This is a genomic window from Marinoscillum sp. 108 (assembly GCF_902506655.1).
Taxonomy (GTDB): Bacteria; Bacteroidota; Bacteroidia; order Cytophagales; family Cyclobacteriaceae; genus Marinoscillum; species Marinoscillum luteum.
On record NZ_LR734815.1, the window covers coordinates 163,245 to 184,625 of the forward strand.

At 45.2% G+C, this 21,381-nt stretch carries 19 protein-coding genes; 8 read left to right on the forward strand and 11 right to left on the reverse strand.

Annotated elements, in window-relative coordinates:
• The first annotated feature begins 9 nt into the window (after positions 1 to 9).
• Positions 10 to 999, forward strand: coding sequence for a FecR family protein (locus GV030_RS17085; protein ID WP_159584558.1), 990 nt, complete (start codon positions 10 to 12; stop codon positions 997 to 999).
• Entirely contained in the window at positions 984 to 2,849 is a 1,866-nt protein-coding gene (locus GV030_RS17090; RefSeq protein ID WP_159584560.1) for an LA_2272 family surface repeat-containing protein, read from the forward strand. Before GV030_RS17085 ends, GV030_RS17090 begins: the two co-directional genes overlap by 16 nt.
• A gap of 84 nt (positions 2,850 to 2,933) precedes the next feature.
• Here GV030_RS17090 and xylA read toward each other — a convergent pair whose 3' ends face one another.
• Complete coding sequence (xylA, locus tag GV030_RS17095) at positions 2,934 to 4,268, reverse strand: xylose isomerase (RefSeq protein WP_159584562.1); 1,335 nt, start codon at positions 4,266 to 4,268, stop codon at positions 2,934 to 2,936.
• A 4-nt stretch (positions 4,269 to 4,272) separates the two neighbouring features.
• Positions 4,273 to 5,763, reverse strand: coding sequence for a xylulokinase (locus tag GV030_RS17100; RefSeq protein ID WP_159584564.1), 1,491 nt, complete (start codon positions 5,761 to 5,763; stop codon positions 4,273 to 4,275).
• A 101-nt stretch (positions 5,764 to 5,864) separates the two neighbouring features.
• Here GV030_RS17100 and GV030_RS17105 point away from each other — a divergent pair, with 101 nt between their 5' ends.
• Both GV030_RS17105 and GV030_RS17110 read left to right on the forward strand, forming a co-directional pair.
• Positions 5,865 to 6,542, forward strand: coding sequence for an NUDIX domain-containing protein (locus GV030_RS17105; RefSeq protein WP_159584566.1), 678 nt, complete (start codon positions 5,865 to 5,867; stop codon positions 6,540 to 6,542).
• Between the two features lie 68 nt (positions 6,543 to 6,610).
• Positions 6,611 to 6,823, forward strand: a complete 213-nt coding sequence (locus GV030_RS17110) for a hypothetical protein (RefSeq protein ID WP_159584568.1) — start codon at positions 6,611 to 6,613, stop codon at positions 6,821 to 6,823.
• A gap of 110 nt (positions 6,824 to 6,933) precedes the next feature.
• Here the strand turns inward: GV030_RS17110 and GV030_RS17115 are convergent, their stop codons facing one another.
• The 3 genes from GV030_RS17115 to GV030_RS17125 form a co-directional block, all read right to left on the reverse strand.
• The gene (locus GV030_RS17115; RefSeq protein WP_159584570.1) at positions 6,934 to 7,284 is read right to left on the reverse strand and encodes a hypothetical protein; all 351 of its coding nucleotides are present in this window, start codon (positions 7,282 to 7,284) and stop codon (positions 6,934 to 6,936) included.
• Between the two features lie 837 nt (positions 7,285 to 8,121).
• The gene (locus GV030_RS17120; protein WP_159584572.1) at positions 8,122 to 8,850 is read right to left on the reverse strand and encodes a DUF6090 family protein; all 729 of its coding nucleotides are present in this window, start codon (positions 8,848 to 8,850) and stop codon (positions 8,122 to 8,124) included.
• 115 nt (positions 8,851 to 8,965) lie between these two features.
• Positions 8,966 to 10,279 carry a gluconate:H+ symporter gene (locus GV030_RS17125; RefSeq protein ID WP_159584574.1) on the reverse strand — a complete coding sequence of 438 codons (1,314 nt, stop codon included), beginning with the start codon at positions 10,277 to 10,279 and terminating at the stop codon, positions 8,966 to 8,968.
• A gap of 230 nt (positions 10,280 to 10,509) precedes the next feature.
• Between GV030_RS17125 and GV030_RS17130 the strand changes: the two genes are divergently transcribed.
• The 4 genes from GV030_RS17130 (at position 10,510) to GV030_RS17145 (ending at position 14,184) form a co-directional block, all read left to right on the forward strand.
• Entirely contained in the window at positions 10,510 to 11,031 is a 522-nt protein-coding gene (locus GV030_RS17130; RefSeq protein ID WP_159584576.1) for a DinB family protein, read from the forward strand.
• 114 nt (positions 11,032 to 11,145) lie between these two features.
• Positions 11,146 to 12,555, forward strand: coding sequence for an FAD-binding oxidoreductase (locus GV030_RS17135; RefSeq protein WP_159584578.1), 1,410 nt, complete (start codon positions 11,146 to 11,148; stop codon positions 12,553 to 12,555).
• A gap of 79 nt (positions 12,556 to 12,634) precedes the next feature.
• Positions 12,635 to 13,216 carry a hypothetical protein gene (locus GV030_RS17140; protein WP_159584580.1) on the forward strand — a complete coding sequence of 194 codons (582 nt, stop codon included), beginning with the start codon at positions 12,635 to 12,637 and terminating at the stop codon, positions 13,214 to 13,216.
• A gap of 248 nt (positions 13,217 to 13,464) precedes the next feature.
• Positions 13,465 to 14,184 carry a hypothetical protein gene (locus GV030_RS17145; protein ID WP_159584582.1) on the forward strand — a complete coding sequence of 240 codons (720 nt, stop codon included), beginning with the start codon at positions 13,465 to 13,467 and terminating at the stop codon, positions 14,182 to 14,184.
• A gap of 54 nt (positions 14,185 to 14,238) precedes the next feature.
• Here the strand turns inward: GV030_RS17145 and GV030_RS17150 are convergent, their stop codons facing one another.
• The 6 genes from GV030_RS17150 to GV030_RS17175 form a co-directional block, all read right to left on the reverse strand.
• Positions 14,239 to 14,409: a hypothetical protein gene (locus GV030_RS17150; RefSeq protein ID WP_159584584.1), complete on the reverse strand. Its 171-nt coding sequence runs from the start codon at positions 14,407 to 14,409 to the stop codon at positions 14,239 to 14,241.
• 293 nt (positions 14,410 to 14,702) lie between these two features.
• Positions 14,703 to 15,251: a hypothetical protein gene (locus GV030_RS17155; RefSeq protein WP_159584586.1), complete on the reverse strand. Its 549-nt coding sequence runs from the start codon at positions 15,249 to 15,251 to the stop codon at positions 14,703 to 14,705.
• A gap of 107 nt (positions 15,252 to 15,358) precedes the next feature.
• A complete protein-coding gene (locus tag GV030_RS17160; protein ID WP_159584588.1) occupies positions 15,359 to 15,709 on the reverse strand; it encodes a DUF1801 domain-containing protein in 351 nt (116 codons plus the stop codon).
• Positions 15,710 to 15,728: 19 nt separating this feature from the next.
• Positions 15,729 to 17,912, reverse strand: coding sequence for a TonB-dependent receptor (locus GV030_RS17165; protein ID WP_159584589.1), 2,184 nt, complete (start codon positions 17,910 to 17,912; stop codon positions 15,729 to 15,731).
• 4 nt (positions 17,913 to 17,916) lie between these two features.
• Complete coding sequence (locus GV030_RS17170) at positions 17,917 to 18,777, reverse strand: sugar phosphate isomerase/epimerase (RefSeq protein WP_159584590.1); 861 nt, start codon at positions 18,775 to 18,777, stop codon at positions 17,917 to 17,919.
• A gap of 6 nt (positions 18,778 to 18,783) precedes the next feature.
• Positions 18,784 to 21,381 carry a PQQ-dependent sugar dehydrogenase gene (locus GV030_RS17175; protein WP_159584591.1) on the reverse strand — a complete coding sequence of 866 codons (2,598 nt, stop codon included), beginning with the start codon at positions 21,379 to 21,381 and terminating at the stop codon, positions 18,784 to 18,786.

Consider the following 21,381-nt stretch of genomic DNA (forward strand, 5'->3'; position numbering starts at 1 on the left):
TAAGAAAGGATGAATACAAAACTTCCAGATCATATTTCCACGGAGCTACTAATCCGGCATTTCTCAGGGCTTGCCTCAAAAGAGGAAGAACTTGTCCTGATGCATTGGACCAATACTTCTGTGGAAAACAAGGAGCTTTTAAGAGAGCTTCATATTCTGTGGGCTGATACAGGAGCAATCAGCACCCCAAACACAGACTATAAAAAACGAGACATTGATGCAGCCTGGCAAAAAGTGCTGGCACAAAAACCTGTCTCACCAACCAATGGTACTTACACCCTTCTCAAAATAGCGGCGATCATTTTAGTGATGGTCGGTGTTGGATACCTCGTACGTTTCTTGCAAGATCCACAAAAAACTTATACTACTCATTCCACAGTAGGCAACATACAATTGGAGGATGGCTCTGTCGTGGCTCTCAATGAGGCCAGTCAGCTCACTTACCCCGGTTCCTTCAGTACCGAGGAACGAAGGGTAGCACTCAGTGGAGAAGCTTTTTTTGAAATCACTCCCAACCCCAATCAGCCATTCATCATCGAGGCAGGCCCCACTCAAATCAGAGTGTTGGGTACCTCTTTCAATGTTAAAGTGGATGACAAAAGCGTAACCGTAATCGTAGAAACAGGCACCGTACAATTCACTCGGGGAAACGAATCTGTCCTGATCGTCCAGGGAGAGAAAGCCACATTCAGCAACACTACTGAAACTTTGTCACCCGCCCAAAAAACATCTTCAGTTGGACTGGAGCAATTCTGGAGAACAAAATCCCTTCGCTTCTCCGGCGAAAAACTCCCTGAAGTCATCCGAACCATTGAAGAAGCTTACGCAACTCAAATCAAGCTTGGAAGCGAAAAATTAAGCGATTGCAGCCTGAGTGTGACCTTTAACAATGACACGCTTGAAAACATTCTGGACGTGATTGCCCTTACGCTGAACCTTGAAATTTCGCAAACCGACCAACAATACATTTTAACTGGAAAAGGATGTACCGATTACTAACCTTTATTGCGCTCTTACTATTTTCTCTGTCAGGCCATTCTCAGATTGATCCGCTGAAAGATACACTGACCATTTCCTTCGATGGTTCCACTACTATGGAGGCGCTGGAAATGTTGTCCAGACATTCTCAATACCACGTTTCTTACAATCCAGACAGGTTACCCAAAAAAGAGATTTACAGCACCTACCAAAGAGAGTCCATTGAAACAATTCTCAAAGGTATTTTAGGAGCCGGGTTCAATTTCAAGGTTCATGGCAGCTATATTATCATTCAGGTAGATGTCTCTGAAAGCACCTCTACCCCCATCCACATCAATGGTGAGGTTCTCGACGCAGTAACCGGAGAAAGACTTGCCAATACCAGAATTTACGAAGTGAGTAGACTTTCGGCCACACTTTCCAACGAAGATGGGTCTTACCACCTGGCCTCCAGGCCAGACGGAGACAAAATCACTTTGGCCATTAGTAAGGAAAATTATAAGGACACGGTAATTACAGTAGACAAAACCTATAGCGACTTCCTCAGTCTGCTTTTAGAACCTATTCATAAAACAGAAATCACCATCAACTCCATAAAACAAGCAGCAGGTCTGTTCATAGATAAAAGAGAAAAAAAACATACCGAAGACATCCCTTCAGGAGAAGACCGCTGGGCTCAACTTTCCCTTGTACCAGGAGCGAGCACTAATGGTCAGGTTAGCAGTCAGGTCACCAACCACATCTCTTTGAACATCCTGGCGGGTTATGCCGGAGGGGTTGATGGCGTTGAATTGGGCATGTTTAATGCAAACCGTGGACAAGTCAGAGGCCTTCAGATTGCTGGTCTGGCCAACACTGCTGGCGGGGATATCGAGGGCCTTCAAATAGGTGGTGCATTCAACCTGAGTAAGTCCGAAATGAAGGGCTTTCAGGCCGCTCTAGGTGCCAATGCTGTTTCTGGATCGGCAATGGGGGTACAAATGGCTCTCGCGGCCAACTACTCTGCAGACCTCAGTGGTCTGCAGGCATCCATGGGTGCGAATGTAGCGGAAGACGTCAGAGGTATGCAGGCGTCATGGGGCTATAATTTGGCCAGGGATACCCTTATGGGTATTCAAATGGCCTTGGGTGCCAATATGGCCAGCAACACCAGTGGAGCCCAGCTGGCCCTCGGCTACAATCATGCTCATGGAAAATTGACAGGAGCACAGCTTGGCAGTGTGATGAATTACACACATCATTCCCTACGGGGGATGCAAGCTACCTTGCTCTACAACCATGTGGGCGACACGCTCAAAGGCCTACAATTGGGAACCGTCAATTCTGCTTCTACATTAAAAGGAGTACAGGTAGGCCTGGTGAATATGGCCGAAAAAGTGGAATCCGGAACGATGTTCGGTCTGGTCAACCTGGCAAAAGGTGAAGTGATCGCTTTAGATATTGACTATAATGATGTCACCGAATTTAACATGTCATTCAAGTCTGGAGTCAAACATTTTTATACCATCATCACTTCTGGCATTAGCTATGAAAAGAATTTCTGGACTTCAGGTTTTGGCTTTGGAAGTCAACAAAACATTGCCAAATTTCTCTATATGGGAGTTGAATTAACTGGTCACACGCTCCTCCCTTCCAATCAGCAGATTACCAGCGTTCCAATCAATGGTAGGTTCAATATTTCGCTCGGTGGGCAGATTACAGAGCGCATGTCTATCCATGCCGGCCCGGTGCTTCACTACCTCTATTTCTATGGCATCAATGACCGATTCAACCCGATGGACTTAGTGGGTATCAACCCTCTATTGGAAAGGTCTAGTTCCAGGAATTCTCAAAAATTATGGCTGGGCTATCGCATTGGACTGAGAATTTGAAATTCAGGATATTTCAAACATAAAAAAGGGAAATGAAACGAATCATTTCCCTTTGGAATTCACCTAAACCAAAAAGTGAACCTCTTAAATATATTGGTTGATTATGTTTTCAAACAGCTCTTGCTTGCCACTCTGCAAAGGAATGTTATCCATGCCAGCGCCAATTTTCGCCAGATCTGTCAGTTTTAATTTTCCACCTTCAAAGGCCTTGCCATCTGCAGTACCAAAAGAAGCATATCGCTCTGCTTTCAGTTTGCTATAATCAGACTGAGTCAAAATGGCATCCGCTGTAATCAGTGCTCTGGCAAAAGCATCCATACCTCCTATGTGAGCATGGAAAATATCGGCCAGATCCGTAGAGTTTCTTCGGGTCTTCGCATCGAAGTTGATCCCTCCACCCTGTAGTCCACCTACTTCCAGGAATACCAGCATCATCTCAGTGAGTTCATTCAGGTTAGTCGGGAACTGATCTGTATCCCATCCATTCTGATAGTCGCCTCTGTTAGCGTCCATACTACCCAGTGCTCCGGCATTGGCTGCTATCTGCATCTCGTGCTGCATGGTATGCTGTGCCAGCGTAGCGTGATTCACTTCTAGATTCAGCTTGAAATCAGCCAACAAATCATACTCTCTGAGGAATCCCAGCACAGTAGCCGCATCGAAATCATACTGATGCTTGGTAGGCTCCATGGGTTTAGGTTCAATAAAGAAATTACCTTTGAATCCCTGACTTCTTGCATAGTCTTTGGCCATATGCAGAAACTGCGCCAGGTGATCCAGTTCACTCTTCACATTGGTATTGAGCAGGCTCATGTAGCCTTCTCTCCCCCCCCAGAATACATAGTTTTCTCCACCGAGTTTGATAGTCGCGTCCAGTGCATTCTTCACCTGTGCTCCTGCATAGGCCACCACCTCAAAGTTTGGATTGGTTGCGGCTCCATTCATGTAGCGTGGATTGGAAAACAAGTTGGCCGTACCCCAAAGCAACTTAGTGCCGGCAGCGGCCTGTTTTTCTTTGGCATAATCCGTGATAAAATCAAGTCGCTTGGCAGACTCAGCCAGGGTATCCCCCTCCTCTATCAGGTCAAAATCATGGAAGCAATAGAATGGTGCTCCGATTTTAGAGATAAACTCAAAACCAGCATCCATTTTATCTTTGGCGCGCCGGTAAGCGTCTCCTGCTGTGCTCCATGGAAAATCTTTGGTGCCAGGACCAAATGGATCTCCACCGGTACCGCAGAAGGTGTGCCAGTAGGCAATTGCAAACCGGAAGTGTTCCTTCAGGGTTTTACCTGCCACTACTCTGTTTTCATCATAATATTTGAAAGCAAAGGGATTGTCTGATTCCTTTCCTTCAAAAGCGATCTTGCCGATTCCGCTGAAGTATTCCTTGTCTCCTAAAATAATTTGTTTGCTCATGTTTCTAGTCGTTTAAAAGTCTCTTTAAGTCACTTACCCAAGCCTGATAAGCATTGCTGTATTGTTGATATTCACTCGTGGTTGGTTCATAAATATTTATTGTGGCATCTCCACTCACCGCCTCTGCCAGGCTGGAAAAATGCCCTTGGGCAAAAGCAGCGCCTCTGGCGGCACCCACTGCTCCGGTAGTTTCTACCATCTCTATAGGGGCATCGGCCAAGGTGGCTATTGTCTTACTGAAAATACCGGATTGAAACAGGTTGTCATTGCCCACCCTGAGCTTGGTAATATCCAAACCCAGTTCTTTCAATATCTCGATACCATAAATAAATGAAAAGGCCACGCCCTCAAGAGCGGCTCTGTAAAAGTGCTCCTTCTTATGCCTGTTGAATTGTAGGTTATTCACCTGAGCACCAATGTTGCGGTTGCTGAGAATCCGCTCTGCCCCATTCCCAAAAGGAATTACCCGTAGCTGGTCAGCTCCGATAGGTACACGGGTCATTACCCGCTCCATATCAGTATACCCCAGTCCTTCCTCAGCCATCATCTGCTTGATATAACGGTACTGAATGCCAGCTCCGTTGATACAAAGTAGTACCCCTATTCGTGGATCTTCAGAAGTATGGTTGACATGGGCAAAACTATTGACCCGTGATTTGAGGTCATACACGGGCTTGTCCTTCACGCCATATACCACGCCAGAGGTACCTCCCGTGGCTGCTACTTCTCCGGGATTGATCACCCCAAGAGCAAGCGCGTTATTTGGCTGATCACCAGCCCGATAACCAATGCCAATGCCCGGCTTCAAACCTATCTCCCTTGCTGCAGTGACCGAAAGCCTTCCCTGATCCCCAAAAGTTGGGACAATCCTGGGGATGACCTCCTGATCAAAGCCTAAATGATCCATGAGAAATCCGGCCACTTCGTTATTTTGAAAGTCCCAAAAAATACCTTCGGACAAACCTGAAACAGTCGTGGTGGTTTCCCCTGTGAGTTTCAGTGCTATATAATCTCCCGGCAAGAGGATCTTGTGAATCTTTGCATATAATTCGGGTTCGTTTTCGCGCACCCATTTCAGCTTGGACGCGGTGAAATTACCCGGCGCATTAAGTAAATGCTTGTGACACTTTTCTTCTCCAATACCCTGAAAAGCCTCCTCCCCAATCTCCACTGCACGGCTGTCGCACCAGATAATGGCCGGCCTCAGCACCTCGTGATCTTTATCTACGAGGACCAGCCCATGCATCTGATAAGAAATACCAATGCCCGCTACCTCCATCGGATGGATTCGTGCTGAATTCAATGCTTTTTGAGTGGCGGCACATGCATTTTTCCACCAGACATCCGGCTGCTGCTCAGCCCAGCCCACCTGCTCACTGATCATATCCATCTCTGTTTCAGGATATTGAGCTACGGCTACTTGCTTGTTCGTGGCGCCATCTACCAGAGCGGCCTTGATCGAAGAACTTCCTATATCTAAACCTAAAAAGTACATTTTCTATGAATTTGAAAATAAAGATAGTGCTTATAGTCACAATGACCATAAGTATTGGAAAATATTTTATCTTTATTTTGGCAAAAGCTTAAAATCACGACATGGCAGAACATATCATGGAAGACCTTTCTATTGACTGTGTGATCTTTGGATTCACTGATGAACTCAAAGTGCTCCTGGTCAAGCATGGAGAAGGGATTAGCAAAGGCAAGTGGGCATTGCCCGGGGGGTGGATCACCTATGAGGAGTCTCTGGATGCAGCAGCTAACAGAATTCTTTATCTCCTCACAGGTGTGAATAATCTATTTCTGGAGCAGTTGAAGGCTTTCGGATCGGTGGATCGTTTCCCAACCAAGCGGGTGGTGACTGTGGGTTATTATACATTGATTAAAGACACTGACTATGATGTGGTGGCTGGCTACACCGCCTCAGACGTGCAGTGGTTTTCTCTGAATGAAGTGCCAGAGCTGCCTTATGACCATGACGAAATCCTCACCTATGCGCTGGATCAGCTCAAAAGCCGGGTGAAGCAGGAGCCCATTGGGTTCAACCTCCTGCCGGAGAAGTTTACACTACTGCAGCTGCAAAATCTGTATGAATCCATCCTGCAGATCAAACTGGACAAGCCCAACTTCCGCCGAAAAATTCTGGGTATGAAGCTCATCGTAGACCTGGGCGAAAAGCAAAACAATGTATCCCACCGTGCGGCCAAGCTCTATAAGTTTGATCAGGAGGTGTACCAGGCCCTAAAAGAGCACAAGTTTGTGTTGGATTTATGAGGTATATTATCTATTTCCTAGATTAAAATTTAATTATAAATCGTTACTCTGTAAAAAAGACAATCGACATGGATATTCAAGCAGAAAAATACTCCCTTATTGAATACATCAGCCAGATTGCAGACATAACGCTTGTAGAAAAACTTAAGCAATTTGTAAAAGCTAATGAGCAAGATTTTTGGAATGACCTTACTTTATGTCCAACATCGATAATTGAGATGATTAAAAGTAGGGTCTTTTTATCATCAACAGCTCGACACCCTTCAAAAACTAAACACTAAGAAACCCTACCGTCTTGTGGTCTTGCGCGACCTATTCAATATAGACAGATTTTTTCTTCGGACTTGTAGCCTCCTCGCAATGAGTGATCTGCCTTTTTTAGATGCGAGAATCACTCCCTGATCTCCCAGTTGAGGTAATAACTGGCCTTCTGAGCACCTGCCTCGTTGCGCATGAGAAGTTCGGTGTAATTTCCCGGATCAAGGTTTTTGAAATCCAAATGAAAATTTCCCAGGTGATCGTTTTTGCTGGTCACGTCATATTCCCACAACTCAAGCTTCATCCTTCCCGGTCCTTTGATGTTGAATTTCAGTCCGAGGGGCAGTATCTCGTCCACATCGATCTTGAGGTATTTCTTATTCTGTGGCCAAATTTTCTTGCCCTGAAGCATGAGATAGATCTCGTCCTTGTCAGATTCTTCGGGGATTTCACAAACAATGGAGGATAGTATTAATGTTGGCATATGCGGTGTTTTGATTGAGCCAAGATAACTTATGAGTTTCTAATATATTCCATTTTAAATAAATCTTCTTTCCCTTCACGTGAGTCTAGAACAATTTTATGGAGTGTAAAGAGATATCTTGCTGGAACATGTCGCTCCGCTGGAGCTGTTTGTTTTAAATTAGAAACCTATCTATTCAGATTGGGCACCTCTGGTGCCCCCCATAGCTACTAGCTACGGAATTCTCATAAAACATATCGCTCCTACGGAGCTGCCTCTTTTATATGAAACGTAGCTATTGACATTTGACACCTCTGGTGTCGTTCATGATTTAGTCGATGGATTGGGGAGAAAAAACTTTTCGGTTCTACTTATCTAAATACTGGCTCTATAGGAGTCGAATCTCCATAGCAATATGGTCCAGGACATACAAGCTGCGTAGCTGCGAAACCCTCTTCGAAACATGTCCCTCCTACCGAGCTGTTTGTTTTAAATTCAGAAACCTAATCTATTCAGATTGGGCACCTCTGGTGCCCCCCATAGCTACTAGCTACGAAATTCTCATAAAACATATCGCTCCTACGGAGCTGCCTCTTTTATATGAAACGTAGCTATTGACATTTGACACCTCTGGTGTCGTTCATGATTTTTGGTTAACCGAATGTTGAGCAGAATCCCTTCGGTTCTACCATTTAAATACTGGCTCCATAGGAGCTGAATATTCATAGCAATAAGGTCCAGGACATAAAAGCTGCGTAGCTGCGAAATCCTCATATAAACATGTCGCTCCGCTGGAGCTACCTGTTTTATTTATCTGTCTATCTATTGATATTGAGCACCTCCGGTGCATAAATGACATCATTCTCCTATTTCTCTATTGATTATCGAGAGCAAATCCTCTGTGATCTGCGTCATTTCTTCCAGCTGTCCATTCATTTTGGATAACTCCAGAATAGCCATCAAAAAACCGTTTTTGACCCTGGTATCCACGAAAAATGTACCGTAATTCTCTCGGGAAAGTTCCACATCCTGGCCGATGTGCATTTTCAGCGTGGGATGCAGGTCCATAATACTGTAAATAGGTTTGTATATGATCTCCTCAGAATCAAAGCGAAAGTGATCTTCTTCAGCTTTTGTCTGTTTGTATAAGGATTCTAGATTAAGCAAAAGGGATTTGATACTGTCGTTGGAAATAATGGTGAGATTCCCAGAGTACATAAGCTCTTCAAAAGTGTAGTTAATTTGATAAAACCTACGCCAATCGTAAATCCTGATGCAGTCTTCATTGAAAGCATACCAGTCATCAATGGGCTTCCCTTCCAGATGAGCTACTACATTCTGTGCTGAAATAATGCATGCTTTCCGTTGAGTCAGGAATGCTTCCATATGTGCAATGTTATTCACCAAGTCTTGTTTGATGTTGCTCAGGTAATGAATTTCCCTATCCCGCTCTTTTCTAGCCTCATTAAGCCCATCAATCTGGATGGCAACGAGAATTCCAACAATGACGAGTATGATTTCACCAATGGCATATAGCAGGTAGCTTTTTACTTTGCTACCGGTTTTGTCAGTAGAGAGGTCTCCCATAAGATTTCGGCGGATTTTACGAAGGAAAAAAAGCATATTACCTAAAAGCGTGGTTATGAATGATGTGAAATTTAATCAAATAAAGCTTTACAAAACATGCTACTCCTCTACTGAATCAAATGATCAAATCCAGGATCATTACACCAATCAATCCAACCACTGACACGATGGTCTCCATGACCGACCAAGACCTGATGGTATCCTTAATGCTGAGATTGAAATACTCTTTGTACATCCAAAAGCCACTGTCGTTGACATGCGAAAAAAGTAAGCTACCAGCGCCCACAGAAAGAACCATCAGATTAGGATCTACATCCACCTGGCCCATCACAGGAGCCAGAATACCCGCTGCAGTAAGCCCCGCCACTGTGGCCGACCCAATACATACCCTGATGATGGCCGCAATCAACCAACCAAGCACCAAAGGATGAATGTTCATATCTTGCAACCCTGATACCAATTCTATACTTACTCCACTCACCACAAAAACCTGTTTGAGTGCTCCGGCACCAGCCACGATCAATAGGATCGGCGAAATGTCCTTGATGGCATCCGTATAAAACTCCATCACACCTTTCATACCATAGCCTTGCTGAAGTCCTATAGAATAGGTGGCATAGGCCAGCGCCAGAATCATGACAATGGAAGGATCTCCAATAAACCCTATGATTTGCCCGGCCAATCCTGCGGGCGCCCAAAAGAGCTGTACCAAAGCAGCACCGCCCAATAAAAATACTGGTAGAAGGGCGGAAAAGAAGCTATTAAAAGCACCTGGCAACTGATCCTCTGGCTTAGCCTCGGCCTGAAATGTCTTGAGTGGTTTGGCCTCAATATTTCGAAGTGTCTTGGCAAATACGGGGCCAGCGAGTATAATGGCCGGCACTGCCAGACAAAACCCATAAATAAGGGTAAGTCCCATGTCGGCATTCAGCTGCCCTACAAGTGCCGTAGGTGACGGGTGGGGTGGCAGAAAACCATGCGTGACGGATAGGGCAGCCAGCATGGGAATCCCTATATAAACTGCTTTGATTTTGAACTGATAGCTCACTGAGAAAATCAATGGCACCAACAGCACAAAGCCCACATTGTAAAAAAGTGGAATCCCCACCACAAAGCCGGTGGTCATCAGTGCCCATTGAATCTTCTTTTCACCAAAAACACTCATCAGCACATTGGTGATCTTCTGAGCCGCACCTGTTTCCGCCACGAGTTTACCCAGCATCGCCCCCAACACGATCACAATGACAAGCCCTCCAAGCATTCCTCCTATCCCTTGCTCCACAATGGTGGTCACTTCCTGGAGCGGAACACCCAGAAGCAAGCCTGTGAGAATGGATACAATAATAAAAGCAAGAAAAGGATTAAGCCTGGCCCAGGTGATTAATAGCACCAGAATGACAATACAAAGAAGGATAATTAACAAAGACATTTTTCGGGACGGTTGATTAAATTGTTCGTAAGAAATAGCGCACACCAACCCTCAGGCGGAATAGATTCAAACAGATTTTGCTAAAAAATATGACCGAAGGGAATGATGCAAAAAACACTAAGATATCACTATCTAAAAAGAACACAAACGATTGTGCGCATGAAAACCAAGCTGGCCAAATATTCTTAGGCAATGTGTATAATCACTGTTATCAAAATTGACCTCAAAACATGTTTGATCTAAAAAAAGCCACCGAAGTACTGGAACGAACACCTGTCATACTTGAGCACCTACTGAACGATCTTTCCTCACAATGGATCCTGACCAACGAAGGTCCTGGAACCTGGAGCCCTTATGACATACTGGGGCACCTCATCCATGGAGAAAAAACGGACTGGATACCCCGGATGCTGATCATATTGTCAAATGATGGGTCCAAAACCTTTACACCGTTTGACCGCTTTGCACAAGAAAAAGCCAGCGAGGGTAAATCAATCAATGACTTGTTGACTGACTTCAAAACCCTAAGAGCCGCTAACCTCACTACGCTCCGAAAACAAAACATCTCAGCGGAAGATTTGACCAAAACCGGGCGCCACCCCGACTTTGGTGAAGTCACACTCGCTCAGCTGCTCGCCACATGGACAGTGCATGACCTCAACCACCTGTCTCAAATATCTCGGGTGATGGCCAGCCAGTACTCCTCAGACGTGGGGCCATGGATTCAGTATCTTAAAATTTTAAGAGGTTAGTGCCGGACTCACTCCCGCTTGTGTTCAAAAATAATCTGACAAATACTCCAAACATTGCTTGTAATTTATACTCAGTTTCGATTGATTTAATGTTTAGCATGAAACTGTTTATCTATGACCAGCCCAACCAGCTATCAGCAGAACATAACGGAATTTCCTGTCCGCAATATTGAGAAGATCCATTTACCCAAGGACCTGGAAGCACTCAAAACCATTCTTCTGCAGGCAGGTGAATCCAATCGTCCGGTATACCCGATCTCTACCGGACATAACTGGGGCCTGGGTTCGAGGATGCCAGTGAATGACGCGGACATTATAGACCTGAAGCATCTCAATCGGATCATAGAGGTCAACCGGGAGCTACGCTATGCCAGAGTGGAACCGGGAGTCACTCAGCAGCAGCTCTATGATTATCTGGAAGTACATGCCCCTGAGCTTATGCTCAATGTGACAGGGAGTGATTCTGGTTCATCCATTCTGGGAAACATCGTTGATCGGGGTTCTGGTAAAAGTGGTCATAGAGCTGAGGATCTCCGTGAACTCACCGTGATGCTGGCCGATGGGCAGCTCATTCGCACAGGCTTTGGTGAGCTCCAAGGTAGTCAAGGATCCTTTTACAAATACGGACTCGGTCCAGACCTGACACACCTTTTCACCCAATCCAACTATGCCATTGTCACAGAAGCAGTGGTCAACCTCAGGGTGAAGCAGCCATTCAATCTTTATCTGGCCGTTTTGGACAAATCAGGCCTCAAGGGGTTTCTGAATAAAATGGCTGAGCTGGTGGCTCAGGAGTTGGTGGGTTATTCTCTGGAAATAGACAGTCAGAATGACCCCAAGATTTATGAATTATTTGAATCGGGCAAGGACTTCAATGATAAATGGTTTGCGTGGTTTGTGGTAACGGGGCATGAGGAAGTGCTCCCGGCCAAACACTCGGTGGTCACCAAAGCCCTAGGCAGCCTGGTAGCCGAACTGAAAGCCTATCCGTCTTCTGATGACCACTCCTCTTCCACCCCACCGGTAAGGGTACGGATAGACCGATATCACGGTCAGCCCAATGACCACTCACTTTTGGCCACCGCGAGGAAATTTGGTGTGGAGCTTTCGGGAAAGGAAGTAAACCTTGATCTTTATCCTCAGATTCCCGGATTTCGATGTGTCCTCCCAGTCATTCCTTTCACGGGTGCTTCGTCGGATATCATTCAATATTTGGAATCCTTTTCTAAATCTCGCGGACTGGATCCTGCTATTTCCATCATTGCCCTTAATGACTATAGCCTGGAGGTTTTTGTAAGGGTCTATTTCGATCGGTCCGATCAGAGTGCTATCTCGCAGGCAGGCACCTGGGCCCGTGACCTGTTGAGCGAACTAAAGCAGCAGGGCATCTACCCCTATCGACTCGATATTGAGAACATGGCCCCATATCTACAGGAGCTCAAAAACCCCTACACTTTGTTGCAATGCCAATTAAAAAACCTGTTCGATCCTAACAACATCATAGCTCCGGGAAGATATTCCTAAAAAATTTCATTATTTATCTACAACGTATTAAGCTATATGCAAAAAAAATACTATTTTCCGGCATTAACCAAATCAGCTAATGGCAGAATATAAAAGTTTCGAAGACAATATTGAAGCAGGGGGCAACGAACTCCCGATCATCGCAATGGGTAGCCTCGGGCAAAACCAACGAAAAGCGATCATTGAAAAACACGGGCTCAATGCAAACACCGGAGCCTGGAATAATCTACAGTCCCTTCTGGATGCCATGAAAGAAGTGGCCAGTACCATTGGAGAAATGAATCTCTTTCTCATTGGAAAGGCCATCATTGAAGGCACTCAGTTTCCACCTATGGATAGCCTGGAAAACGCACTGCGATCCATCGATGTGGCCTACCACATGAACCATCGTAAAAACGGCCAGCCTATGTTCAATCCTAACACTGGTCAAATGACAGAAGGAATCGGTCACTACAAACTTGCACGATATGATGCCGAGAACAAGGAGGCTTTGCTCGTTTGTCATACCCCTTATCCAGCCAAATTTGAAGAAGGCCTGGTGGTTCAAATCGTGCGAATGTTTAAACCCAAGGATTCTTTGTTCACCAAAGTAAAACTGGATGAAACGAAGGAAACAAAATCTAACGGGGGAGATTCCTGCACTTTTATTATCAACTGGTAGTCAATCTGAAAGTGGTCTAATCATTCAATTGAGTCTATGATCGACTATGGATCACTTTTGTGTAAAAAATGCATGAAACACCCATCATTGTAAAAAAAAATTCAATTTTTTTTCGATTTTTTATCGTTGCTCTTTTTAGTAATTAGTAAATTATAGCATATAACTGTTTCAAATGACTCAATCGATGCAATCGTTTGTTCATTGCAGTTATATGTTGTCCTTAATCCATTATTTAAAAAAGTAAAGCTATGATTACTCCTATCGAAAAAAAGGGAAACATTACCACTCACGAAGACATCAATTTCAAACTACAGCAGGAGTTCCAATATGGAGCGCTCAAGTTTGCCAACAATCCATTGCACAAAAAACTAAAAGGTGATGGACAAGTTTTAGACAAACTAGTCTTCCTGCCCCGTATGCTCTTTTTTGTTATGGGATTTAAAGATCTCATGCAATTAGTCAGATACGAACAACCAGAAAATAAACTAGAAGAAAGTGTCAATACCCACAGTGATGAGGACTCTTATCACTGGGAGTGGTATTTGAAGGATCTGGCAAGCATGAGCGGTCAGTTCAAAAATGGAAACTCCATAGACCTAATCACCAATGTGTGGGACGATGAATCCCTGGCCGTGAGAAAGACCATTTATGCTTTCTCAAGACATATGCAAAACATGACCGATCCTGTGGCAAGGATGCTGATGGTAGAGGTTTTGGAAATCACTTTTGATAAATTCAAAGAGGCGATCCATCCGGTACTAAAGGATGCTGATCTATATGACCGACTGGAATACTTCGGTAAGATGCACCAGGAAACTGAAGAAAATCACACGACCGGAATCAGTGAAGACGAAATTTCAGGTTTGATAGAAGCACTACCGGATCATCTGAAAGCCGAAATGCTACTGGTGGTGCGCGAGCTATTTGACAACATGTACCTCATGGCCGCTAATTGGGCCGAAGCATAAATATACTAATCAACCTAATCTGTGAAAGGCCGGGAGAGTTTCTTCCGGCTTTTTTTAATTGTTATGGATGATAGAAAGTAGTCTGTCCAGTTGGAAATCCATATCCTGTCCGGAAGCTGTCTTTTGTGGCTCCAGAGATCCAAATTTCTCTGTAAGTGAGTGATAAACTTCTATTCTGGTGGTTTTGATCAGTTGTTTTGCGGTAAAAGGAAAATGATTATTCATGATTGATAGGTTTTGGTGATTCTCATATTACCGGAAAGTTACTTCACGTTACTTTTAATATTAAAACTCTTTTCGGCCAAACATCGGATTTTATAGGTGTATCTCCGATATGCTCTTATGTATCCCAACACTAGCAGGTTGAAAACAATATTCAGGCATAGACTACCTCTTTGACCTAATCAGAAGAGGGTAAGTATCAGTGCTTCTTACATGCAAGATTGCTTTCTTCTATATGTCCGAATAGTTTATAAAAATAGTTTCTGGCACTGAAGAAGCGCAACTGGTAAATGGATCTAATACTCCCATACCCGTCTGCGGGCATAAAACTGGGATACGTGCTTTTTCACCTTGCTGATGCGCTTTGTGAGGGTTTTCAGATACCGATGCATCTCTATTTCCAGCACATGGATTTTACCATCGTAAGAGTGCATACCAAAACCGCTCTTGTATTGGCGTGCCATTGCTTCCAACTCCGTCTGTGCTTTACACCGCTCACCAAAAAAAGCATTGAAACTCTCAATACTATAATCCTCTTCCAGCTTCACCAGGTGTTTCAAAATACGCCTGATGGTACGTGCAGAGTGATGATGGGTGGTCTCCAGCAGTTCCTGATAGAGTAGACCATGATAGTTATGGATCTCATCCAATAACCCGTAAACACCCTCCCTATGGTCTGCGCTTTCACAAAAGCTCGCCAGGCCATGGTATTGGGTGAGTAAGGCCATCTCTCGCTCCCAGTGTCCAGCCAGAGCTATAACCCGTGCCTCCAACTCCATGGCTGGCAGCGGAGCACCAATAGACAGAAACAACTGAATCAAAAAGAAGAGCGCGGGTAATTTCATGTTTCCCTTTGGGTGGTAAACATGACAAAGTTCGGAATCTCATGGGTCACCTACTCTCCCAAAATATCCCGATACTCCACAGGGAGGAATACCTAGCACCTACCTAATCATCTATAAAATGTTCTGGCCTCTTCTAACACCTCTTCCAGCACCTCTACAGGCAAGTCACTATTGGGGTCGATGGGTAAAATTTTCATACGTGTACGATCCCCTTTGATCAGCATCGGGTGTGCGATCTTCCCTCCTTCCACAATACCCACATATGGCATTTTGGTTTTTTTGTCCGTCCACAAATAACAGAATGTCTTGCCCTTGTAGAGATAAAACGGAAGTCTCCACTTCCATGCTTCTGTGATATGAGGATTAAAGGCCAATAAAAATTGTCTTAAAGCCAACATGCACCCTTTATTAGGCTCTTCCTGTGCTTCAAAGAATAGGTCTATTTCCCGTAAGTTCATTTCTTCAAACAACAAACAATTACCACTCTACCCTGTAGGTAAGGATGGGAATTAAACCGAGTTGGTACTGAGTTTCCAGTTGGTTGGTAAACCCATCAAAATACTTATATCCCTCGTTTTGAACGCCCGATGCATTCTGCAGGTCAAGTGCTATGGATGTAGTACGATTTTCCCGGTATCGGGTCCACAACAGACGTACATCAAAACGTAAATATGGAGCTGTGCGATAATCAAATCTTGAATAACCGGACATAGAACCATCAGTGGTTGGAATATTTTCAGAATAATAAAAGCCTCCCTGATACTGGCCCCTTAGGTTTAGTCCCAGACGCCTGTTTTTGGTTCCTTTAGACACATCCCACTCCTTGCCAGCGGCCATACTCATATTATACCTGGTATTGTAGGGCTGAATCACAAACCCCTCAATTTCTGATTCGAACAAGCTACCCCCAAGCCTGAAATAAAGGCCATCGGAAAAGCTCTTCTCTGAAGTCAACGTGCCACCGAAGGTCCACGCTGTTCGTTCGCCTAGTGCTATTACTGATGGGTAGTAATATCCAAAAAATTCACTCTGAACATTAAACCCACGCTTTTCATACACATGGGTAAGTGTACCACGATATGACTTCAATAATTCATATATCTCACCCCAACGCTGTCCTCCATAGAAACTGACAAAATCTGAATTATATGGGTTGGTCAGTTGGCTATACTTTCCCCCAGCAAGGATGAAAGAGTTGTTGGCATTGAGCTGCTGGGTCAATGAAATCCTGGGGTCAATACTCGAATCGTCGGCACTTTGGTTATAGTTCACTCCCGCCTTAACCTTGAGATCACTGAAAATATACCATTCTACTTGCGCATAAGGATTAATCAGAAACTGATTCAACGAATGATCAAATATCCCTTGCAAGCTCCCTGTCCAGTGGTATTGATTCGCCAGAACACCCAGTGTCACATTGGCACCACCCACAGATCGCTCGTAGGATGAATGCATACTCAGAATCCGCTGACTATTGTGCTGAATCAAGCTCGTATCCTGAACATCGTTATCATCATACCCATATTGATCACGGGTATTTTCATAGCCCGAGAGCACCACTGACGTGGTAAGGTGACTGTTGTCAAAACCTGACTTCAGGCTGGCGCCTATCACTCCGGTCTTGTTGTCATAATATATGTCCCGGCGGTCTTTGATCACCTCAGATTCAGCCATTGGCTTATGGTCGAAGTTGTTGAAACTGAGTCCGCCTGTACCAAAAACTTTCAACCGCGACCGGGTACCCAGAGGTGTGGAAACATTCAGTGAGAGGTCCTGAAAGCCAATGGACTCTCCCCCAAAATCCACTCCAAACTGAGTGAGTAGGCCCGTAAATGAATAGCGATAATTAGCCGCATAGGTCATTTTACCTCCTTCCCTGAAAGGACCCTCTGTGGCCAAATCCAGACCAATGAGTGAAGCCTGGGCTGTATATTGACGCTGGGTGGTGTTCCCGTTTTTGAGGTTCATATCGAAGACTCCCCCAACACTGTTGCTGTACCTCGAATCGAAGGTGCTGTACAAAAACTGCGACTGACTGAGCATCTGAGCACTGAGCATATTCACCCCTCCACCAGTGGCAGATGGTTGGTCCAAAAAAGTACCCGCATTAGACAGGTGATTGGGGTTAACAATCTCTGCACCCTCCAGCCTCCACGTGTTGTAGTTGGGAGAGATTCCACGTACTGAAATCTGATTGTTCTGATCGTTGGTAACTGCCACATCCGGTGAGCTGGTGACCAGCCTGGCCGGGTCATAATAGGTGGCTGCAAACCGATTGATCTGTTCTTCAGTGATCCCGATCTTACCCGGCTCAGTGATAGAGATATTGGTGGTGACTATCACCTCGTCCAGACTGGAGCTATTGCGCTCCAGGTACACATCTAGACGAGTGACCACTCCGGTCTTCACCCAAACTTCCGATAGGGTCTTGCCGGTATAACCCACGTAACTAACCAGAAGCCGATAATGGCCAGGTTCCAAATCAGTCAATTCGTAGAAACCATTTTCATCAGCCGCTACTCCGGTGAGCGTACCGGATACACTGATGGTAGCCCCCGGCAGTGGAGTATTACTCATCTGATCGTAAACAGTTCCCGATACGGTCTGCGCACCCAACTCCACACCGATGATCGCCATCAGTCCCCCAATCCAATATTTCATACGTTTATCCTAGAATTTTTTCTGTCAGGTTTTTATAAGAAAGTTCTATGCTTTTCAGTGGGTTTTCCGACTGATCCTGCTCCACAAAAAAGTGCTTCATTCCTGAAGTCTTCTTCTCTGCAAAAATGGACTGAAAATCTATGGTACCGGTACCCACTTCAGCAAAACCACGCTCTGGCGTGTTCGCTATATCCTTGACATGCCACATGGGCACACGGCCACTGTTGTCTTTGAAAAACTGAATAGGATCCAATCCTGCCCTGGTGATCCAATATAAATCCAGCTCAATCTTCACCATTTCAGGATCTGTTTCACTCAGTAGAATATTCATTGGAAGCTCACCATCCAGTTCCTGAAACTCAAAGTCATGGTTGTGATAACAAACCGTAATTCCAGCTGATTTAGCTTTCTCAGCGCATTTGCTCAGAGTAGCTGCATACCCTTTGTACTGATCCAATGACACGCGTTGCTCGGGAGAAAGCCACGGAAAAACTGCATACTGCTGTCCCGCATCTACCATGAACTCCAGCGCCTGATCAAACCCTTCGGCAAAAACCTGAGAAGACATATGACCACTGGTCAATTCCATACCCAGGTCGCTCACGATGCTCCCAAATTCTTTCCCCGAAAAACCATAAATTTTACCCGCATCGTAGCCGGCGCCCTCCAGCTTTTGATAGCCTATCCTGGCAATCTTTTCTAAGGTACCCTTAGGATCACTGCTCATTTCATTTCTCACAGTATACAGCTGCACCCCAATTTTAGTAGACGGTTTGACAACTGAAGCCATCAGCGATGGCATGGCGGCTATGGCCGCAGACGCTACCGCTGTGGTTTTAAGAAAGGTTCTTCTCTTGTAAGTCATAGTTGGTTAAGGTTTTGGGTTGAATTCAATATTTCGAATATATAGGAGCTTGTTTTCCTCTCCCTCATTGGTAAATACAAAGTAGACATTTTGGAAACCAGTGACATCTTTGATCTCTATCTCCAATGTACTGGTCGGGCCATTAGAGCGGTCGGGATAAATTTCTCCCCGGCCTATCTCTACTCCGTCAGGAGCACCTGTGCGGATAGATACGGTGCCTCCCTTTTCTCTATTGGCTAGTAAAAAGGACACACTCCCAATTCCGGTCAGGTCAAGATTATTGAAGCTCACCCACGAGCCATGGTAGATGCTTCTGATTTCTCCACCACGAGCCTGAATGTCTTTCGAATCGTCAAACAGGTCTGCAGGCATGCGCGATGGGCGCAACCAGATATTGCGGGTCACTTCGATCGGGCGAAGTGGAGCCTTGCCCCGATCCTTGTAGGCGGCTGTAAACAGGTACCGGCCGGTAGCCTCAGAGGTCTTAAAAGTCCCTTCCAATGGGTAACTCATTTGGTTGCCCAGCGACAATATATACTCCACTATGCTGGCGGCATCCTCGGTGGTGAGGTCCGGATGCGCAGACATGGCCTGCTCTCCCCATACTCCTCCTCCACCACTGATGATCTTCCTACTCAGGTAATTAACCGCGTTGCGGTCCGTTTTATACCGATCTGCCACGGCTGTGTATGATGGTCCAATTGACTTTTCATTGACTTTGTGACAGCCCTTACAATCGAGGGACTCGATGAGTGTGAGTCCGTTACTGACTGGCACCTGATGACCAAGGGTCTCCGCCATATCCGTAGACTGGTAATGGTTGATGTCAAACCTAATTTGATCTGTAGAAATCCCTGCTCCCTTTTCGTCTTCCAGATCACTGATTTGAACTTCATAGGCTATGTTGCGACCTTGCCAAAAGAAAGTATTATTACCAGTGATGGCGATATCCACTGCGGGTGGCTCATTACCTACCTCTATGGTAAATTGCTGAGTACGATAGTCTCCTTTACCATCCGACAGGGTAAGTTCGGGATAGTAAACACCTTCTTTTTCAAACACATAGGTAAATACTGAGTCATTGAATGTCTCGCCTTCTATCTCCCATTGATATTTAAGTTTATCACCATCATAATCTTTGGATCCGGACGCATCAAACCGTACCTCTAGTGGGGCAGAACCACTATTTCTGGAAACTGACGCCTCAAGAACCGGAGGTCGATTGCTCTCTATGTACCTGATTCTGGAAAGTTTGGCATTTTCATTTCTGGTAAACCATCCTGTACCATACTCGATCATATAGAGGTTACCATCAGGTCCAAACTCCATGTCCATGGCGTTGTTGAATTCCGTATTGGGCATAAAAGAATACCAATCAGTAGGATTGCCCTCCTCGTCTAGTTCCAGAAAATAAATGAACCCCCGCATCCAGTCATAGTAGATCACCCTACCGTCGAGATAAGCGGGAAATTTGGAGCGACCTTCATACATATCCGAGTAGTACACCGGTCCGGCCATGGCATTACGTCCACCATTTTTTACCTGGGGGAATATATCTGTACGGGCATAAGGATAATAAATTTTTGCCGGCTGGGCAGGAGGCAAATTTTGCAATCCTGTATTGTTAGGTGAGTTATTGAAAGGTGCCGCAGGGTCATATTTGGCCTGTGAAATGCCGGTTGAAAAATCATATTCGTTGTATGCATAGTTGTCGCCAACGAAAAGCGGCCATCCGAAAAACCCGGGTTCTTTGGCTACATTGAACTCATCATGCCCTCGCGGGCCTCTACCTTCGACATCCTCCCCGGCATCAGGCCCTACGTCGCCCCAAAAAAGCCATCCTCTCTTAGGGTCTACAGAAATACGATAGGGATTTCTACAACCCATGACGTAAATCTCTGGTTTGGTGAGCGGATCGTCATCTACAAAAAGATTGCCCTCAGGGATGCTATAGGAACCATCCGGTTCAGGTTTAATTCGAAGAATCTTTCCACGGAGGTCATTGGTATTGGCGGAAGATTTCTGTGCGTCCCAGGCAGATCTGCCAGGGCGCTCATCAGAAGGAGAAAACCCCTTGGAATCAAATGGATTACTATTATCTCCTGTGGATAGATAAAGTAATCCGTCACTCCCAAACTGAATAGACCCCCCGGTGTGGCAGCACTCTTCACGCTGCACAGGTACCTTCAGCATTACCACCTCATTGATCAGCCCCTTCGCTGTATAGGTAAACCTGGACAAATGCTGGACAGGCTCATCTCCTACCGGAGAATAGTACAAATACACCCAGTCATTTTGCTCAAACTCAGGATCAAGGGCGATCCCCATGAGGCCGTCTTCTTTTTCATGATGCACCGGAATAGAATCATAATCCGAGAGCTCATTGGTTCTGAGATCATACTGCTTAATTCCACCCCTCCTCTGTGTAAAGATTACTTTACCTTTAGGAAGAACCACTAGTTCGGTAGGCTCATATAGATTGGTAGCGAAAACCTCTTTTACAAATCTGCTTTCCTCCGGCGCCTCTTCCTTTTTGGTTTCGTGGGTCGTCTGCCCACACGATAGAAATAATCCTACTAACCCTAATAAGCCTAATCTTTTCAA

Coding starts and splice junctions, on each gene's coding strand:
- GV030_RS17085 (WP_159584558.1), top strand. CDS start 10: ATGAATACAAAACTTCCAGATCATATTTCCACGGAGCTACTAATCCGG.
- GV030_RS17090 (WP_159584560.1), top strand. CDS start 984: ATGTACCGATTACTAACCTTTATTGCGCTCTTACTATTTTCTCTGTCA.
- xylA (WP_159584562.1), bottom strand. CDS start 4,268: ATGAGCAAACAAATTATTTTAGGAGACAAGGAATACTTCAGCGGAATC.
- GV030_RS17100 (WP_159584564.1), bottom strand. CDS start 5,763: ATGTACTTTTTAGGTTTAGATATAGGAAGTTCTTCGATCAAGGCCGCT.
- GV030_RS17105 (WP_159584566.1), top strand. CDS start 5,865: ATGGCAGAACATATCATGGAAGACCTTTCTATTGACTGTGTGATCTTT.
- GV030_RS17110 (WP_159584568.1), top strand. CDS start 6,611: ATGGATATTCAAGCAGAAAAATACTCCCTTATTGAATACATCAGCCAG.
- GV030_RS17115 (WP_159584570.1), bottom strand. CDS start 7,284: ATGCCAACATTAATACTATCCTCCATTGTTTGTGAAATCCCCGAAGAA.
- GV030_RS17120 (WP_159584572.1), bottom strand. CDS start 8,850: ATGGGAGACCTCTCTACTGACAAAACCGGTAGCAAAGTAAAAAGCTAC.
- GV030_RS17125 (WP_159584574.1), bottom strand. CDS start 10,279: ATGTCTTTGTTAATTATCCTTCTTTGTATTGTCATTCTGGTGCTATTA.
- GV030_RS17130 (WP_159584576.1), top strand. CDS start 10,510: ATGTTTGATCTAAAAAAAGCCACCGAAGTACTGGAACGAACACCTGTC.
- GV030_RS17135 (WP_159584578.1), top strand. CDS start 11,146: ATGACCAGCCCAACCAGCTATCAGCAGAACATAACGGAATTTCCTGTC.
- GV030_RS17140 (WP_159584580.1), top strand. CDS start 12,635: ATGGCAGAATATAAAAGTTTCGAAGACAATATTGAAGCAGGGGGCAAC.
- GV030_RS17145 (WP_159584582.1), top strand. CDS start 13,465: ATGATTACTCCTATCGAAAAAAAGGGAAACATTACCACTCACGAAGAC.
- GV030_RS17150 (WP_159584584.1), bottom strand. CDS start 14,409: ATGAATAATCATTTTCCTTTTACCGCAAAACAACTGATCAAAACCACC.
- GV030_RS17155 (WP_159584586.1), bottom strand. CDS start 15,251: ATGAAATTACCCGCGCTCTTCTTTTTGATTCAGTTGTTTCTGTCTATT.
- GV030_RS17160 (WP_159584588.1), bottom strand. CDS start 15,709: ATGAACTTACGGGAAATAGACCTATTCTTTGAAGCACAGGAAGAGCCT.
- GV030_RS17165 (WP_159584589.1), bottom strand. CDS start 17,912: ATGAAATATTGGATTGGGGGACTGATGGCGATCATCGGTGTGGAGTTG.
- GV030_RS17170 (WP_159584590.1), bottom strand. CDS start 18,777: ATGACTTACAAGAGAAGAACCTTTCTTAAAACCACAGCGGTAGCGTCT.